This window comes from Paenibacillus amylolyticus, from assembly GCF_036894225.1.
Classification (GTDB): Bacteria; Bacillota; Bacilli; order Paenibacillales; family Paenibacillaceae; genus Paenibacillus; species Paenibacillus amylolyticus.
This window is the reverse complement of the sequence record NZ_CP145892.1, coordinates 3,754,154-3,772,861: the sequence shown is the minus strand read 5'-3', so window position 1 is coordinate 3,772,861 and position 18,708 is coordinate 3,754,154. Positions and strand designations below refer to the sequence as shown.

12 protein-coding genes are annotated in these 18,708 nt (G+C 40.9%); 1 reads left to right on the top strand and 11 read right to left on the bottom strand.

The annotated features are described in order from the left end of the window. Positions 1-121 precede the first annotated feature (121 nt). Together V6668_RS16730 and V6668_RS16725 are read right to left on the bottom strand one after the other, a co-directional pair. On the bottom strand, positions 122-1,570 hold the full coding sequence (locus V6668_RS16730; RefSeq protein WP_036613869.1) for a 6-phospho-beta-glucosidase: 1,449 nt from the start codon (positions 1,568-1,570) through the stop codon (positions 122-124). A 14-nt stretch (positions 1,571-1,584) separates the two neighbouring features. Next, positions 1,585-3,525 carry a beta-glucoside-specific PTS transporter subunit IIABC gene (locus tag V6668_RS16725; RefSeq protein ID WP_338706182.1) on the bottom strand — a complete coding sequence of 647 codons (1,941 nt, stop codon included), beginning with the start codon at positions 3,523-3,525 and terminating at the stop codon, positions 1,585-1,587. A gap of 669 nt (positions 3,526-4,194) precedes the next feature. Between V6668_RS16725 and V6668_RS16720 the strand changes: the two genes are divergently transcribed. Then, on the top strand, positions 4,195-5,103 hold the full coding sequence (locus V6668_RS16720; protein ID WP_036613873.1) for an EamA family transporter: 909 nt from the start codon (positions 4,195-4,197) through the stop codon (positions 5,101-5,103). A gap of 1,535 nt (positions 5,104-6,638) precedes the next feature. Here the strand turns inward: V6668_RS16720 and ilvD are convergent. From ilvD to V6668_RS16670, 9 genes are all read right to left on the bottom strand, one after another. After that, positions 6,639-8,330: a dihydroxy-acid dehydratase gene (gene ilvD / locus V6668_RS16715; RefSeq protein WP_338706179.1), complete on the bottom strand. Its 1,692-nt coding sequence runs from the start codon at positions 8,328-8,330 to the stop codon at positions 6,639-6,641. Between the two features lie 15 nt (positions 8,331-8,345). Beyond that, a complete protein-coding gene (locus tag V6668_RS16710) occupies positions 8,346-9,011 on the bottom strand; it encodes a GntR family transcriptional regulator (protein ID WP_100527506.1) in 666 nt (221 codons plus the stop codon). A 522-nt stretch (positions 9,012-9,533) separates the two neighbouring features. Next, entirely contained in the window at positions 9,534-10,292 is a 759-nt protein-coding gene (locus V6668_RS16705) for a formylglycine-generating enzyme family protein (RefSeq protein WP_338706178.1), read from the bottom strand. Between the two features lie 236 nt (positions 10,293-10,528). After that, positions 10,529-11,101, bottom strand: a complete 573-nt coding sequence (locus tag V6668_RS16700; protein WP_338706177.1) for a histidine phosphatase family protein — start codon at positions 11,099-11,101, stop codon at positions 10,529-10,531. A gap of 521 nt (positions 11,102-11,622) precedes the next feature. Then, a complete protein-coding gene (locus tag V6668_RS16690) occupies positions 11,623-13,599 on the bottom strand; it encodes a sigma-70 family RNA polymerase sigma factor (protein ID WP_338706176.1) in 1,977 nt (658 codons plus the stop codon). Between the two features lie 690 nt (positions 13,600-14,289). Then, positions 14,290-15,273, bottom strand: a complete 984-nt coding sequence (locus V6668_RS16685; RefSeq protein ID WP_338706175.1) for a family 43 glycosylhydrolase — start codon at positions 15,271-15,273, stop codon at positions 14,290-14,292. 28 nt (positions 15,274-15,301) lie between these two features. Further along, positions 15,302-16,120 carry a carbohydrate ABC transporter permease gene (locus V6668_RS16680; protein WP_370739079.1) on the bottom strand — a complete coding sequence of 273 codons (819 nt, stop codon included), beginning with the start codon at positions 16,118-16,120 and terminating at the stop codon, positions 15,302-15,304. Positions 16,121-16,151: 31 nt separating this feature from the next. Continuing rightward, positions 16,152-17,048: a sugar ABC transporter permease gene (locus V6668_RS16675; protein ID WP_315372012.1), complete on the bottom strand. Its 897-nt coding sequence runs from the start codon at positions 17,046-17,048 to the stop codon at positions 16,152-16,154. Between the two features lie 84 nt (positions 17,049-17,132). Further along, positions 17,133-18,470 carry an ABC transporter substrate-binding protein gene (locus V6668_RS16670; RefSeq protein ID WP_338706171.1) on the bottom strand — a complete coding sequence of 446 codons (1,338 nt, stop codon included), beginning with the start codon at positions 18,468-18,470 and terminating at the stop codon, positions 17,133-17,135. Positions 18,471-18,708: the final 238 nt, after the last annotated feature.

Genomic DNA, 18,708 nt, shown 5'->3' with positions numbered 1-18,708 from the left:
CATATAGAGATTCTCTTATGTGGCCTGCCTTGTTTCCCCTCAAGTATTTATTTAGCACACATACTTGAAATGTTTTTGTCATACTGCTTCATTAAATTAACACGCGAATACTACCGATCAATTAATCAAGGAAATACCCTGCCCCATTATTAGCAATAATGTCTTTGTACCAATGAAAACTTTTCTTTCTGATTCTTCGAAGCGTGCCAGAGCCATCGTTGTTTTTGTCGACATAAATGAACCCATACCGTTTTTTCATCTCGCCGGTACCGTTACTCACAAGATCGATCGGTCCCCAACTTGTATACCCTATAATATCAACTCCGTCTTTTATTGCTTCAGCAATCTCTGCAAAGTGAAGATCTAAATACTTAATGCGGTAATCATCTTCAACGGTATCATTATCCAGAAGAGTATCTTTTGCACCAAGTCCGTTCTCTACGATAAATAATGGTTTATTGTACCTCTCATGTAACTGGTTACAAGTAATCCGCATGCCCTTTGGATCAATTGTCCATCCCCATTCTGAGGTTTCCAAATAAGGGTTTATTACAGAACCAAACACATTCCCATCTGTGTAATTCTTCAATATTTCAGGATCAGCACTGGTACAACGGCTCGAATAATAGCTAAAACCAATGTAATCCACTGTATATTTCTTCAAAATTTCCAAATCTCCAGGCTCAAACTGAAGTTGAATTCCATTCTCGATGAAAAAGCGTTTTGCATATCCGGGATACTCCCCTTTAGATTGTACATCAATCAAGAGGTAGGACTCTCGTTCCATTTCCATAACTTCCCAGTAATCTTCTGGATTACTACTGTATGGATACACATTTCCAGCTGCCAACATACATCCGATCATGGCGTTAGGAATAATTTCATGACAAGCCTTAACCGCCAGAGCACTTGCAACCAGTTCATGATGCGCTGCTTGATACAGAACTTGTTGTTTATTCTCTCCTTCTTCAAAAATAATGCCAGCTCCTGTATAAGGCAGATGCAATAACATATTAATCTCGTTAAATGTCATCCAGTATTTCACTTTGGTTTTATAGCGTTCAAACAATGTTTTGGAGTATTTTTCAAATAGCTCAATCATAATTCGGTTTTTCCAACCGCCATACGTTTTCGCCAAGTTCACAGGTAAATCAAAATGACATATAGTAACGACAGGCTCAATATTATACTTCAGAAGTTCATCAAACACGTCATCATAGAATTGCAATCCTGCTTCATTCGGGGTTACATCGTCACCATTGGGAAAGATGCGAGCCCATGAAATCGACATTCGAAACGATTTGAAGCCCATTTCCGCAAAAAGAGCGATATCCTCTTTATAACGATGATAAAAATCGATAGCTTCGTGTGAAGGATAAATCTCGCCTTCCTCGGGTTCAAACGAATTTAAGTTACCCATCGAAACCTGATCACGTTTAGGCCCCTTCGGCATCAGATCAATGGTCGTTAGTCCCTTACCATTAGCTAGGTATGCCCCCTCAATTTGATTGGCAGCCGTAGCACCACCCCACAGAAAACCATCCGGAAATTTATTGATTTTATTAAACATATCCAATTACCTCCCTATTTTTGTGCATATACTTTGAGTAACGGTTCTTTTTCATCTACCCTGTCATTTGCAATTCCTACAATGTCGTGATACATGGACGTATTTGTAATAACAATGGGGGTTACCATTTGATAACCGGCATCCTGGATCGCCAGCAAGTCGAACTCTACAATGACATCCCCAACCTTAACCCGATCCCCATCTTTCACGAATGAATTGAAGTGCTGACCTTTTAACTGAACGGTATCTTGTCCAATATGAATGAGTATTTCTACTCCATCATCACTGATAAGGCCAATAGCATGTTTCGTACGGTAAATCGTTTGTACAATGCCGTTTACTGGAGATACAACACGTCCCATTGTAGGGAGGATGGCTATCCCTTTGCCCATATACTCTCCTGCGAAAGTTTCGTCCTTAATATCTTGGAGTCTAACTACAGTACCTGTCATCGGACTAACGATTTCAAAGGGTTGGTCATTTAATAGACTTGTATTAGGAACGAATTCTTGTTTTTCAGCAATATTGGTTGATATCGTCTCTGTTGGATCTTTAAAACCAATAAAGTAGGTTAAGACAAACCCAAAAATAAAGGCGACGGCAGTTGCAATGAGTGACATATAAAAACTGAAATCAATACCGGCTACCTTATTTACAAAGTTAGGATAGCCGAACACACCGAGGCCTCCAAGAATGTAAAATTTTGACCCAGCATACCCCAAAAGACCTCCACCGATACCTCCGGCAATACAACTCATAATGAATGGTCTTCTTAAGGGTAAAGTTAAACCATATATAGCAGGCTCCGTGACGCCAAAAATCCCAGAAATGAATGCTGGTACACTCAATGCTTTTATTTTTTGATTTTTAGTTTTGATCAGAACCGCTAGAACCACACCGATTTGCGCAAATGAAGCTCCAAAAGAAAGCGCCATAATTGGATCTGATCCAAGTGTTCCAATATTCAGCAACGCGATGGGGATGATTCCCCAATGAAGTCCAAAAATAACCAAAACCTGCCACATGGAGCCTATTATTATACCCGTTAAAATAGGGCTAAATCCGTAAATTTCAGTAGCGCCCGCTCCAATTAAATTTCCTGCCCATGTAGATATGGGCCCTATTACCAAAAAAGTAGCAGGGACAATGATAAGCATCGTAAAAAAGGGAACCAAGAACGTTCGTACCACTTGTGGTGTAACTCTTTTTAGAACTTTTTCTAATTTAGATGCAGAGAACGAAGCTAAAATGATGGGTATGACTGAGGAGGAATACGTCATTAAAATTACTGGCAGACCCAAAAACGTAATATGAATTGGAGATTCAAAAATTGTCCCTCCAAACAAAATGTATTGAGGGTCCCCTTCACTTAAATTCGATAACGTTGGGTAAACGAGTGATGCCCCTATAGCCATTCCTATAAAGGACGACCCACCAAATTTTTTCATTGCAGTGTACCCTAAAAATACGGGGAAGAAGTAAAATAGGCAATCTCCAGTTGCTTTTAGCACTTGATACGTTCCAGATGTTTCCGAAATCCATCCAAAAGACAAAAACAATTCGTTGAACCCTTTAATCATTCCTGTCGCAGCCAACAAACCAAGTAATGGTTGAAAAACACCTGAAATCATATCAATAAAACGATTGAAGATATTTCCTTTGGCTGTTTTATTTTCATCGGAACTTAAAGTCTCTTCACCCTCTACAGACCAATTTCCAAGTTTAGTGATGGCCTTATATACATCCGGAACTTCATTCCCTATCACAACTTGGTATTGACCGCCACTTTGCATGACCGTAATGACCCCAGACAGTTTCTTTAATTCTTCTGTTTGGGCCATTCCTTCGTCCCTTAATTGAAATCGCAATCGTGTTATACAATGAACAACGCTGTTAACGTTTTCAACACCGCCAACTCGAGACAAAATCTCCTTGGCCAACTGATCATAATTCATGAGTGCTCTTCCTCTCTGGCTGTGACTTTGCATCAAAAAAACTGTATGGCTGTCCAGTGGATAGACTCTAAACATCATTTCCATGCTGAAGTTCAGCGTTCTGTTTTTTTGCACAACGACGCTCAATTCTGCAAGGCTATTTTAGTAATTTCAAATTTGTCAACAGCCTTCAAATTTTGTGAAAAGTTAGCAAAAAGTACGTCTTTTCTGGCCAGAAATGGTATTGCCTGATTGAACAGTCACAACCCAGTTGATGTACAAGCTCTCTTTGCGGACAATAATAAAACACTTTTTTCAAAAAATGCAAGTGTTTTTTTACTAGGACTTGACTTATAAAAAGGTATTCACATGACCATACTTACATTTCATATATGAAAGAAAATTTAGTTCACATATTCCATATGAATTTTAGAATATTTGCTATACAAGCACATTACTATGTACTCAACTGTTACTGAAGGTGTAGGTTTCCTTTTGAATTTTTCTCCTCATTCTCTGTCACAGGTTATTGACAAGAACAAACCTTTGCTTTTATACTGATACCGAAATGAACGAAATACTAAAACCCGATGGATGTGGATTTTTCTAGAGAGTGATCTCTATTTTCGCCACACGAATGCCTATGCGCATTTGTGTGGTTTTTTTGTATGCAAAAAAGGAGGAATATTTATGAAATTATGGCATTATGCACTTATTGTATTTTTGGGAGGCTGTTGTTACGGCATACTTTCCACATTTGTTAAACTGGCTTATAACGCTGGCTTTTCAACACCAGAAGTCACTGGCGCACAATATTTCTTTGGTGCAGTTTTAAGTTGGATATTTGTGATCTTTGTCAAAAAGAGAAGCCTTACTCTCAAGCAAATTACAAAACTTCTATTATCCGGAATCCCCTTTGGACTGACAGGTATGTTTTATTATCAATCACTACAGAGCATAAATGCTTCTCTAGCTATTGTCTTACTATTTCAGTTTGTTTGGATTGGAACATTATACGAATGGGTCCTTCAGAAGAAAAAACCTACCGGGGGCAAACTAATCTCGATTGGTGTACTGCTTTTCGGTTCCGTACTAGCGGCTAACGTCTTTTCTCAAGGAAATCTCTCGTTATCGTGGCAAGGAACAATTTGGGGACTACTGGCTGCTTCAACTTTCGCTTTATTTATTTTCCTCAGTGGTTCTGTTGCGAAAGATACTTCGCCCGTATTGAAAAGCGCCCTTCTTTCAACTGGAGCTGTTATTACTGTCTTTGTGGTTTTCCCTCCAACCTTCTTATTCAACCTGGATGTGCTGGCAGGATTGAGTCCATATGGATTAGTTCTCGGAGTTTTTGGCGTTGTATTGCCTCCACTTCTGTACTCCATAGGTATGCCCCATATCGGTTCAGGAATGGGTACAATTATGACCGCATCTGAATTACCCATGGCCGTTATAATGTCTTCTCTTGTACTAGGAGAATTTGTAGGTTGGTCTCAATGGCTTGGAGTGATTATTATTTTATGCGGTATCTCATTTAGTAGCATAAGACAAAGAGGATTAAGACCACAATCTTCTATGAAGGAATATACATCTCTTTAGACTTAGAGATGTAAAGAGAAAGCTATTTGTGAATTCTATCGTTACACATATAGCAATAATCCAAAAATTTCAGAACAAGACTTGGAGCATTACAAGACTGTTTGGAACTTGCCCAGTTGTACTAGTAAACGAAAATGAACCGTTTGGTTCCCTTCTAGCGATCAACAAGGTAATATGTGGAAGAATGATTTAATCTTGTTTCTGGGGGTGATCCTACCCAACATCGAGAATTTGTTATGATAGCTGCTAAGTATAGGATACCAGAGGAGCGCGCACTAACATTTTATATACTTCTAAGGAACTTTGCCCGGTTGCAACTCCTCATGTTTGTTTTGTATATGCGAGTTCTTCTGCTCAAATAGTTTAATGGCTGACAGATTAAACGTGCCCCAGCGCCTATCTACAATTTGTACATTAAGGAGATCAATCGCAATGTACAAATTGATGTTCCTGTACCTGTTATCTGACCGAATCAAAACACTACATGTTGAACTGCACTAACGAACAAATGAGAGTAGATCTATAATAGAAGAAAAAATTTAAATCTTGTCCAACAATCACTGATGTTTGCATCATTCTTTATAAAGAATGGTCATTAAATTGTTTGCAAAAAAGTACTAATTCTTATTTAGAATAGATAACTTTCTTTTTATATTTGAAGATGTTTTAAAAGAAACCTTATCTGCGAATATATATTGATTGCGGTTCCAGTTTTTCGTATCGCCATAGTTACACTATCCTGAGCGATAGATGCATGAATTAGCTAGGGAAAACCGATTAGCTATTTTCCTAATCGTGCCATATTCTTATCCCTCGACAACTCTTGTTCCATTTTGGGACCAGAATACAGGGTTATTTCAGATTAGATTTTGAACATAAGTAAAAGGGTTTCGTTTTAGGAGCTCGTATACCCGTAACCCTTATAAATTTCATGGCTCCAAGTTTCTTTTGACAAGAACTTTATAACTATACTCACCTTTGACAGCGTCATTTTTTTCAGCAATGGAACTGAGTTCTTGGTTTCAGAAAGCGAATTGTGCTTTTGTCTCGCCATAAGTTCTGTCATGATACTATTTAGATATTCATCTAATCGGTAATCGGACTATGTTCTTGTCCCTCGACATTTTTCTGTTTCCCTTTCTTCGAGAGTTTAATTTAATTGAAAGCAGCTAGTTTGGATTGCCTAACGGGCTAGCGACTGCATTGGCAATATTTACTCATTCGAGATTTAGACCATCCAAACACTAGCCGGAACCTGCCTGCTATTCGTAGCGAACCCCCAATTAATGAAAGTCGAGAAACGGTACAAGCAAAAATACACCCCCTAGAATTTCATCGGCTAAACTCAGGGGTTTAATCCAATGTCTATTCTAGGGGGTGAACTTCATTTTCAAATGATGAAACTAAATTCTTCATCTTTTTCTTGCGACATTCTTGATCTCTAAAGCTGGCGTTTTTTTGTTTAGCGCGCTTCATGCATTCGTTGTAGTAGCTTCTCCCCTCCCATTTTATATGTAGCATCAATGTTTAATTGTCTATTCCATCAAATCTGTTACTGCACCTCTTGAAGCAGAGGAAACTAATTTAGCATATTTGGCAAGTACACCGGATTTCACTTTCAGTGGCGGTTGTACCCAAGCTTGCGCTCGAGCGGCCAACTCTTCTTCTGGCAATTCAACCTTAATTTCCTGAATGTCGCTATCGATGGTGATAATATCTCCATTTTGGAGCAAAGAGATCGGTCCACCTACTTGTGCCTCAGGGGATACATGGCCAACTACAAATCCATGCGAGCCACCCGAGAACCTACCATCTGTTATGAGAGCAACTTTCCCACCGAGACCTTTCCCTACAATGAGTGCTGTAACGGAAAGCATCTCAGGCATACCTGGTCCACCCTTCGGTCCACAATAGCGTATGACCAATACGTCCCCTTCTTGAATTTCATCATTCATGATCGCTTCTGTCGCTTCATCTTCGCTATCGTAGACCTTTGTCGGTCCGGAAAACTGTTGTATCTTCATGCCTGACATTTTGGCAACAGCGCCTTCAGGAGCTAGGTTTCCTCGAAGCACAACCAGTGGTCCATTTGGTTTAAGCGGATTATTGAGTGGACGTATAATCTCTTGATCATTCTGTAGTGGAGCAGCTTCCGCTAAATTCTCCGCCAACGTTTTACCAGTTACGGTGAGGCAATCCCCATGAAGTAATCCCTCAGCGAGCAATAGCTTCATTACCCCGGAAACACCACCAATATCATTCAAATCCTGCATGACATACTGACCACTTGGCTTCAGATCTGCCAAATGAGGAACACGCAAGCGAATTCGTTCAAAATCATCCAAGGTTAAATCCACTTCTACGGAGTGCGCAATAGCTAGCAGATGGAGAAATGCGTTGGTTGATCCCCCTAGAGCCATAACAACGGTGATCGCATTCTCAAATGCTTTCTTCGTCATAATGTCTCTTGGGTAGATTTCCTGTTCAAGAAGTGAGATGACCTGCTTACCGGCTGCTTCGCATTCTAATGCTTTATCCGCTGAGATAGCTGATGTCGAAGAAGAACCAGGCAAACACATACCCATTGCTTCTGCAGCTGCGGCCATCGTATTAGCGGTATACATCCCCCCACAAGCCCCTGGACCTGGACAAACACTGCATTCGACCTTATGCAATTGTTCATCTGTTATTTTTCCATCTTGATATTGCCCAACGGCTTCAAAAGCTGAAACGATATCCACTTTTTTACCGTCGAGATTACCAGGTTGAATGGTTCCTCCATATACATAAACAGAAGGAATATTCATCCGTCCAATAGCCATCAAACATGCAGGCGTATTCTTGTCACACCCACCGATTGCAACAACGCCGTCAAAACGCTCGGCTCCGGTCACAATTTCAATCGAATCAGCTATAGCTTCCCGACTTGGTAGCGAGAACAACATCCCGCCATGCCCCATCGAGATCCCATCAGAAACGGTAATCGTATTAAAAATTAGTGGAGCACCGCCGTTATTACGTGCGCCCCGCTTAGCTTGCACCGCTAAATCATTGATGTGCATATTACACGGTGTTACTTCACTCCACGTACTTGCTATTCCGATCATTGGCTTTTTAAAATCCTCATCTTGAAATCCAACTGCACGCAGCATCGCTCTGTTCGGTACCCGGTTAGCACCTTCACTGATTACCTTGCTTCGAATGCGAAGATCTTTTTTATTTTCCATGTTTCTTCCCTCATTTCAAAGTATTTCGTTCAGTTCCTGCATCGGTCGAATAAAATTTTGTTTCATTAAATTATGGGCATCGTTGCTATTTTTGCCTTCAAAAGCTTTAATAATCTGATCATGTTCTTCAACTGAAGCTAGTGTAGCCGTAATAGGTTGTTTTAAAAATACGTATTTAAATCGCCTAATGTGAATCTGAAGAGATGTATTAAATGTAGCTACATAAGGATTATCTGAGAGCTCCACAATATAATTATGAAATTGCTCATCCACCTCCATAGCCTGATAAACTTGTCCATTTTTAATAGAACTTGCGAATTCCAAATTTATGGATCTTAGTTTCTCGATCTGTTCTGGAACAATAGTTTGGGCGGTGATTTCAGCAGCTAAGGCCTGAAGAGCAGCCATCGTTGAATACATCTTAAAAATATCGTTTTTCTCAATATTCGTTACTTTTGTTTCTTTTCCTGGATGCATAGACACGAGGCCTTGAACTTCGAGTAACTGAAATGCCTCCCGAATCGGTGTCCGGCTGACTCCAAGCGATTCAGCCATTTCCGCATCAATAAGCTTTTCACCTGGTTGCAGTGTTCCATCAATAATCCATCGTTGAATCTGAGAAAAGGCTCTTTCTTTTGCGGACATACGGACTGGTAAGGAAAAATCTTTAGGTATTGGCATTGTTTTCATCCTCAATACAATTATTCTTATATGCAATATATCGCATACACGATCGAGAAGCAATTATTATTTCATTTACGCGCACAATTAAGTTTATCCAGATAACTACCTGTTTTTATTGAGAGTCTGAGACAAAAAAGAGAACTATAATTTAAGAGTCTTTCTTTGAGAAATGTTACATTAGTAATATATTTTAATGTGAATGTTCTTATATAAAATTATTTGCTACTAATGAGGGCTTATGTACTTTTTACTTAAGTACACATCTAATCGGCAATCGGACGATGTTCTTGTCCATTACGGTAATCGGTACAAGTTCTTGTCCTTGGCTTGGGACAAGAACTTGGTTCCTTAAATCAAATAAGCCGCTAAAATAGCGACTTTGAATGGAACAATGTTTGTGTCCCGCGACATTTGGTGATTCTATAATCTTGCCTTCTGGTCATCAGTAAGTTATATTTTCGGATAGTTGAACACCTACCGTCAGCTCAACGACTTGAGCATACTCGATGTGTCGTTTTCTCAAGGATTTGTAAGTGCTATTCTAAAACCAAGATCATCTATTTTAAAATTGGGCATGCTTTTCCTTCTACTCGTAGAACCACAATTGTTCTCCACTTCAGCCCAACTGCCTCCCCTGAAAACTCTATAGTTCCCATATCGTTCAGCATCATATAGATCCCAGCACCATTCCCAGACGTTACCGATCAAGTCATAAAGTCCCCATGGATTAGGAAGTAACTGTCCTACTTTATGAACAGAACCATTGGAATTTCCTTGATACCATGCAATATGATCAATTCTTGCATACCGATATCCCGTTGATCCTGCTTTACACGCATACTGCCATTCAGCGTCTGACAGTAATCGAAATCCATTCGCTATTTTGTTAAATATTGTGTTCTCACTTTCGTTTGTAACTGTGTAACATTCCATCCTGCCAAGCTTTCTCGATAACTCATTACAGAAAGTAATAGCATCCATCCACGAAACTTCCGTAATTGGCAGCTTACTCACAATCGGCTCTATTTCTTCTTCATGCATGATAAAATGATATAACTGCTGTGTTACGGGATACTTCATTACATGGAATGGCTCTATAGCTTCAGTCCACGTTATAGTCTTTTTACTACTTCCTGGGTTAGATAAAGTGTAATCAGTGCTAAGCCATTTATCTGTATTAAGAAAATCGCGTAGTTCAATTGATCCGCCTTCTATGGGTACCATCAAATCCATTATTTCTTTTAGAAAACGTGCCTTTTCACTTCCGTACTTTTCCATATCTTATCCCCCCCCCCATTCTAACTTACCGCCAACCAAATTCGACCCAGAAACTGTATTATCCTGCTTAATAGTTGCTAACGACGATAAACTCGTCGATACTTTTAGTGTGGTTCACCGCGTCTAATCTTGAAAGTATTCTATCCGTTAGTTGAATAAAGCAACCAATCACAATGATCGGTTGCTTTTTTTTGTTTTATTGAGCTAACGTTTCCCGTTAGCTTAGTCCACAATAGCTAAAGGTGTTTGGTACAGTTATATAATTGGCATGCCCACTTGTTGTTAGTGTATGTAAGAATGGTTATAGAAGTATTATCTATATACGTTTTTTGGAATTGTTGCGGCAAAAGATGTTGTAATGACAGCCCAATCCATGCTCCATGACTTATAACTAATATTCTTTTATCAACATATTCTTTAATCAGTTTTTCGAGAAAAGTTAGACCTCGCTTTGCGACCATTTTGAAATCTTCCATACCAAGATTTTGCTCACGCCAATTTGCTCCCCAACGAGTGATACGCTCTTCCTCGGTGGTGCCCTCAATTAGCCCGCAATTAATCTCTCTAATACGTTCATCAGTGAATACGGGTACTCCTAAACATTGCTGAATAATTTCGGCAGTTTGCCTAGCTCTCGTAAGATTACTGGAGAATATAACATCCCATTCTTCGCTTGAAAGTCTTTTTGCCAGTGCAGTTGCTTGCGCTATTCCTTCTTCGTTTAGCGGTATATCAGATATTCCTTGAGCCTTGCTAAGAGTATTCCATTCAGTAACCCCATGTCTAATAAGACCTATTGTGGTCGCCATACCTCCCCCCTTAATGACTACAATTTTCCCATCATTGCCTAAACAAATAGTACCACATATTGGAACTATACTGCCCGTTAGTTTAATGAATTGAAGGGCAAGATGACGATTAGATACAGGCCTAATCGGTAATCGGACTATATTCTTGTCTTTTCCGACAATCGGTACAAGTTCTTGTCCTTGGCTCGGGACAAGAACTTGTACCGATAAAATAAAAAGCCGCTAAAATAGCGACTTTAATGAGACCATGTTCTTGTCCCTCGACAGCAATATTACGGTTGAACGCAAAGACCGCTTCTCTGGCTTTCTCAAAAACTCCATCGCTCTTCCTGCATGATCTCGCTCGATTACCTTGTATACACGGGACGGTGGATAGGAAGAAAGGATGGGATCGTCCTTCCATAAGGAACCATCGATGGGCATTCTGGAATGGACGCCAACCTCCTTCCAATGCTGTTCTACGTCCGCAGGCTTTTGAATGCCTTCCAGCCCTTAGTTTCGGGCTAGATGTTTTTGTTTTGTCAGTAAAAAGTATTTTCGTATAACTTCCCCGTATGCGCATCAAGCACTTCGGGCGTCCGCTCGTGCTCGCTACCAATCATTCGATACACTAGTTCGTACGGGGCCTCTTCCGCCCTAGTATTGTGCATCCGTTCCCATTGCAGACGCAGCTTGGCCTGTGCCGTCCATCGGAGGATGGCTGTCTGGTAATCAAATGAAGGCACGGTCTCCAGCTTCTTTAACTGTTCTGGCCTTATGGAGGGGGACATCAAACTTTTGACCCTCCCATTAGAGCGGTCAACAGCTAGTTGATAGCATTCATCCCTGACAGATACGTCTTGAACATATACACCAAAGCGAATGATTTCCAAACGATCTTCGTCGTCGGTCTCTTCAGTTAGAAGCTTGAGATACGGCAACATTTCGGCTGCTAGTCCTCGAACATAGTCCATAGCTACTTCTATACATGCGTCTCGATCCCAGGTTAATGGAGCTAGTTGATCTGGCTTACCATGCGAAACAAAGTCAATCAGTTTTCTGGATTGGCTGTCTACTCGCGCCTTGACTGCTCCCTCCATCTGATCAGCCCAATAGGCCTTCCAAGACTGGTCATTCTTGGCTGGACGCTCTTCATTCTGTTGCTTCCACACCATCAACTTGGTGTTCGAGCCAATATTGTCGTCTTGTACTAACTGAAATTGGTCGTTGTCTACGCCAATCCACTCTTCTAGGCTTCGTGCGGGCGGGAACTCACCTGGCCACTCGTCCAGAGTTCTTGGGTCAGAGGGGACAGCTTCTGCCCTATAGGCTGTCGGAACTTCCTCCTGTGATGATGCAGTATAGATTAGCCCTCTACTTCGGGGGGCGTAAACAAGATGGACCTGATCGTCACCATCCGTGTACACGGCTTTGTCCAATACGCAATATTCCACATGTAGCAAAAAATTCGCCTTCATACACGCCATCTGTTCCTCTTCTGGTGTGATCATGGTTGGGAGTGCTGGCCCTGGAACGGTTCCATAGTACCTAAATCCGACCACGCGACCGCTGGGATGAACCATAATCAGGCATCCCGTCTCAGGAAGCGGCAGCCCCATCGCCTTCTGCTGTCGTGTGTACACAAACATCCCTTCCATCCACTCCATCTCACAATACGGAAAATCACGCAGTGCGCCGGGATAATGATCTTCCAGGAATTGCTCTGCCTGCTGTTTGAGCTCCTCCTCAGATATCCGTGTCTCGTTGTCCAATGAGGCCCAGGAAATGGCATAGTCTAGCAAGTTGCCGTCCCTGGAGAGCGTGGCAGAAACGGCGTCATCACTCCCCGTTTTAACCCATAAGAATCCCGCTTCTCCCTTCCCTGTTCCCCTCCCGGTGTTCTCTTGATAGTCATTGACGATCAGATCATAATCCGGTGAAACGGCAAACTGGTGCTCTGCCTGTTGTCTTAACTGCAGACGTAATGTATCCAGGTCTCGTTCGAGAAAATCTTGAGCCATTTCCTTGCGCAAATGTTCCAGCCCCTTCCGTAATTGTGTTTTTACAGTACCTAATGGCATATCCAGGAGATGGGCGATTTGCTGCTGGGTCAGGTCCTTCTTATATTTTAAGAACAGGAGCTGACGCAGCTTCGGATTCAGACTGGCCAATGCACGCTCCAGATCCAGGGTTTGATCGATATCATTAACGACCAATGGCTCTTGCGCCTGCGGGTCTTCGCTCAGGTGAACACGCTTGGATTTCTTCAAATGATTGAGCGCCCGGTTCACCACAATTCTGGTAAGCCAGCTCTCAAACGCTTCGGCTTGCTGCAGCGTTTGCAGTGACTCATAAGCCTTAACCAAGGCATCCTGAACGATATCCTCCGCATCTTTGGACTCCCGTACATAATGGCGAGCCACTCGGTGCAGCTTATCCGTTCGATCCTTTATAAGAGATACGAAGGCATCGTGATCTCCGTTTTGTGCGGCGTTGATTTGTTGCTGTGCATCGATCATTGTCGTTCACCTCCTGTTATATAGACAGTTAACTCGGGGGTTTGGATTTAATTAATGTAACATTATTCTTATAGTTGTTCCCAAATAAGTGCATATGCTGATTATTTAGATATACACCTACTCGGCAATCGGTACAAGTTCTTATCCTTAGCTTGGGACAAGAACTTGTACCGATAAAATAAAAAAGCCGCTAAAATAGCGACTTCAATGGGAATATGTTCTTGTCCCTCGACAACTCGCCTCAATTTCTTTAGACAATACATTTGTTTGTTCCCCTAGATATTTCAACTCGTTAGTCAGAACTGTTGTATCGTCGCCTAACCGAGCCATAACTGATACACTTACAACATTTCGAACATCAACATCATTACTTAAAGCCATTTGTTCGATAAAACCCGAAAGTATCACAAGTATTTTTTCCTCACTTTTGGTTAATTCATGGTTAATTTAAGTGTGAACAACATTTTTATAATTTAACGTTATCTCTTTCCTCTTTAAGCAAGGTTAGTCCCACTCAACTCTTCGACTTATTTGTTAAACTATCCTGCCCTTATGATACGGTTCGAAGTATTATCTGTAGAGCGAAATCGAAGGCACCCAGTAGGGTGCCTTCGATGTTCTAACTGTCTCTCTTTGGCAAGTTGGATAAACGAACTCAAATCCATCAACCAACCTTGTTGGGACACTCGTTCATTGTAAAGAACGTGCAAGTGCTGCAACAGAGCCGCGGAAATCGGGTCTGCCGTCAGCCGTCCACAAAAGCGCTGTCACAAATGTATGGCGATTCGGATCGTACAGTGGATCTCCTATAATGTTCTTGTACGTTCTTGCGTGAAACACAAATAGCGTCTCTTCGTCGTCCTCTGACACCGTGAAGGAATTATGACCGGGACCATACATTGAGATGCTCTCATCTGTCGAGAGAACAGCTGTTTGCGACTTGCGCCATGAGGTGGCATCGAGCAAATCAGCATCCGCATCGGCTTCAAGTAGGCCCATGCAATAATTGAAATCGGTGGCGCTAGCCGAGTAAGAGAGGAATACCCGATTACCCTTGCGAAGAAATGCCGCGCCTTCGTTCACTTTATAACCAATGATCTCCCAGTCATATTCCGGCATCGAAATCATCGTTTGCGACCCAGTCAGCGTCCACGGATTGCTCATTTTAGATATATACAGATTAGAGTTACCTCCGATGTTCGGATCCTTTTGTGCCCATACGTAATAACGGCTGCCATTATGCTCAAAGGTAGTGGCATCGAGGGCGAAGCTTTCCCATTCGGTACGAACCTGCCCTCTTTCCATCCAACTGCCTTCGAGCGGATTGTCATTTTCATTCTCTAGCACGTACATCCGATGGTCGAACAAGCCTTCATTCGTTTCCGTCGTGTGTGCGGCAGCGAAATACACGTACCATTTGTTATCAATAAAATGCAGTTCTGGTGCCCAAATATTAGCACTAAGGATACCAGTCTCGCGCTTTCTCCAGATCACTACAGGAGTTGATGTAACAAGCTTCTCAAGGTTCTGGGCTCTACGGATTTCAATCCGATCATACTCCGGAACGGATGCTACGAAGTAATAATAACCATCCGAATGTCTATAAATAAAAGGATCAGCTCTCTGTTCAATTAATGGTTGAATGTCGTGTGACGCTCGTTGTTGGATTTCCATCTTATCACCTGTTTCATCATAATATAGATTACCCTTTAACAGCGCCTGCAGTCATACCGTCTATGAAATATTTCTGAAAAGCAATGAATAGTATGAAAATTGGAATGATGGAGAAGAAGGAGCCCACGATCAATAAGTCATAGTTATTGCCATAAGGAGTTAACAACGTTTTCAAACCGATTGGAAGTGTATATTTACTCTGATCTCCCAACACCATGAATGGCCACAATAGATTATTCCAGCTATTCATACCATTCAATATGGCCATTGCTGCAAACGATGGCTTCATAATCGGCATAATTAGTCTGAAATAAATCGCATACTCGTTTGCGCCATCAACCCGCCCAGATTGAATAATCTCTTTGGGTATGCTTCGTAGATATTGTCTGAAGAAAAATATTGTCGCGGCATTGGCTATACCGGGCAGAATGATTGCCGAATAGCTATTCACCATTCCCAAATCATTAATTAGGCTGTACAAAGGAACCAGCAGTATTTCGAAAGGCACCATCATAATGAGCAAAACACATATAAAGAGGAAGTTCTTACCTTTAAAATGATATGCTGCAAAACCATATGCAACAAATGCGCTTACAAAAAGTGTTAAAACCACTTGAACGATTGTTAAAATCATACTGTTCCAAAACCACACAAAATAATCATGTTCTCCAGTAAACAGAAAGATGAAATTATCAAAACTCATGATTTCAAAATCCAAACTTAGGTTAAGACCATATCTAACTAATGATTCACCTGGTTTAAAGGAAGATAGGGCCACTGCGTAGAATGGGATCATAATTATAACGAATAGTATAATGAATAAACAAATAATTACTATTCTAGAGATGAAATCACTCCTCGTCTGACTTCTGCCCACTTTAATCCTCCTCCTTTTTGAACATTCCACTAAATTTCAACTGCGTTAAATTGATAACCATAGCAATGATTAACAGAACGATACCAACTGCAGCTGCGTAACCCAGCTTATTCTGCTCAATCCCTTGTCTATACAGATATCCAACAATGGTTAAGCCAATATTTTGGGGTGATTTGTTACCGTTGAACATCATCAGGCTCTCGGTAAACATTGCTAAACCTGCATAAACACTAATTGTGGTAACATATACCGTGGTCGGCTTCAATAATGGCATTGTGATCGTTCTAAACTTCTGCCAAGCTGATGCACCGTCAATTGAAGCAGCCTCATAATATTCATTGTCAATGCTTTTCAAACCCGATAGATAGTAAAGCATATTAACGCCTGTCCATCTCCAACATGCGAGGATTAACAGTGCTGCCATACTCCAATTTCCGTCTTTCAAAAATTTGATAGGCTCTACACCAAATAGACCTAGGAAACTGTTCATTAATGAACCTTCCATCTCACCGAATGTAAGGCGGAAAATGGTACCCGCAACTGCGACAGATGTCAATGCAGGGAGAAAGAAAGAAGATTTAAAAAACTCTCTTCCCATCATTAACTTACTGTTGATCATAACGGCGAATAACATGGGAAAAGGAATCAACAGCACTAAGGTTCCTAACATGTACACAACGCTATTTTTAATAGATGTCAAAAACACTTTATCAGTAAGTAATTTCGAATAATTTGCTTCACCAATCCATTTAGGATCCTGTCCCAGCATCCTATCTTGAAAGCTCATTACGAATGAATTTACAAGCGGAAAAAACCAGAATATCAAAAATATGAGTATAAATGGCAATACAAAAACATAAGGTGCAACTTTTTGAGAGTATACAAATTTCTTTATCATATTCTCAATCTCCCTTGACTATGGTTAAACCTGCCGACCACTGTACCTGCCGACAGGTTTAATCAAATCATTTACTTATTATATTTATTTCAATTCTTGTTCAATTGCTGCTTGTGCTTCATCCAATGCTTCCTTCACGTCTTGACCATCTTCAAAGATAGCATTCAAAGTAACCGTATTGAATATATTGCCGATGGTTGGTGAAGCTTTAACGGACTTAATCGCTCTAATTTCGTCTTTGATTTCATTCAACGTATCAAATGCATTTGTTTTAAAGTATTGGACGTATTCATTTTCAGGGTTTTTCGTAACTGCATCATCTTTCCATACTTCCATGTTGATTGGGTCAAATCCAAGTGTATTCCAGATTTCTGTAGTAGCTTCTTTCGAAAGCTTAGCAAAGGCTACAAATTCTTTTGCCAACTGAACGTCTTTACCATTCTTAGTAACAACTGTGCCAGTACCGCCCAAGCCAACGGAACGAGGATTACCTTCTTTGAATACAGGCAATGGAGCTATTGCATACTTACCTTTAAGGTCTTTCATTTCGTTTACAAAGCGGGACATGTACCACTCAGGCATCAATGCACTTGCGTAGTTGCCTTTGTTATATTCACCCTTTGCTTCTTCTGTGTCGGGTTGTCCGCCAGGGATCGTATGAATAACATTGTTCTTCTGCAGATCGACTAACATTTCATACGCTTTAATCATTTCAGGCGAGTTCACTTTTGGATTACCATTTTCATCTGTAAAATCGGCATTTTGCTGAGCTAGTAGCAGCGATGCTTGCCACGAAGCTGATGTATCAGCAGTACCTAAGTACTTGCCAGTCTTTTCGTAAACCTTGATACCTGCTTGTTTGTAATCTTCCCACGTTTTGATTGTCTTGTAGTCAACACCTGCTTGTTCGAGAATTTCAGTGTTGTAGAAAGCAAGCGTAGCACCTACGTGATAATCAAAGCCATAAACCTGATCGGCTTTGGAGTAAATCTCGACACGTGAAGGAACAACAACATCTTTGTATGGTGCAAATACATCATTCAAAGATTCCAGGGGAACGTTGTCACCTTCCAAGAATTTAGGGAATTGACCAAGCTCAATATCCGCGATATCAGGAGCACCTTTTCCGCTTGTAACTGCCAATAAGAGCTTGTTGTGCATATCATCGTAAGGCATAACCGTGACATTCAACTTAATCTGTTTGTCTGGGTTCTGTTGGTTCCATAACCCCAGCATTTTATCCAAATGCTTGCCGTGCAAATCTGCGAATGTCCAAAATGATAATTCTGTTGCATTCTCACCGGCATTAGCGCCTAATTGTTGTGTTTCCGTTTCTGAACCAGAAGGACTACCACATGCAGTAAAAACAAGTGACATAATCAGGAGAGTAACGATGGAGATTAAAGCACTGCGTTTTTTCATTTGTTCGTCATCCTCTCTTTTTTGTTATGCATTTGAAAAGTCGGCTGACTAGTTAGTTCTGTTAATTTAAGCGGTTACAATCCATCTTGGCACCACCATCCTTAACATAATTCTAACCTTTCAAAGAAAAGACCCCTTCGCAACAATTTCTCAGATTCCATATTGTAAGCGCTTTACATGCCGTATTATAATATATATGAAATAAGCTTTATATAACCAATTGATTATAAAATCATAA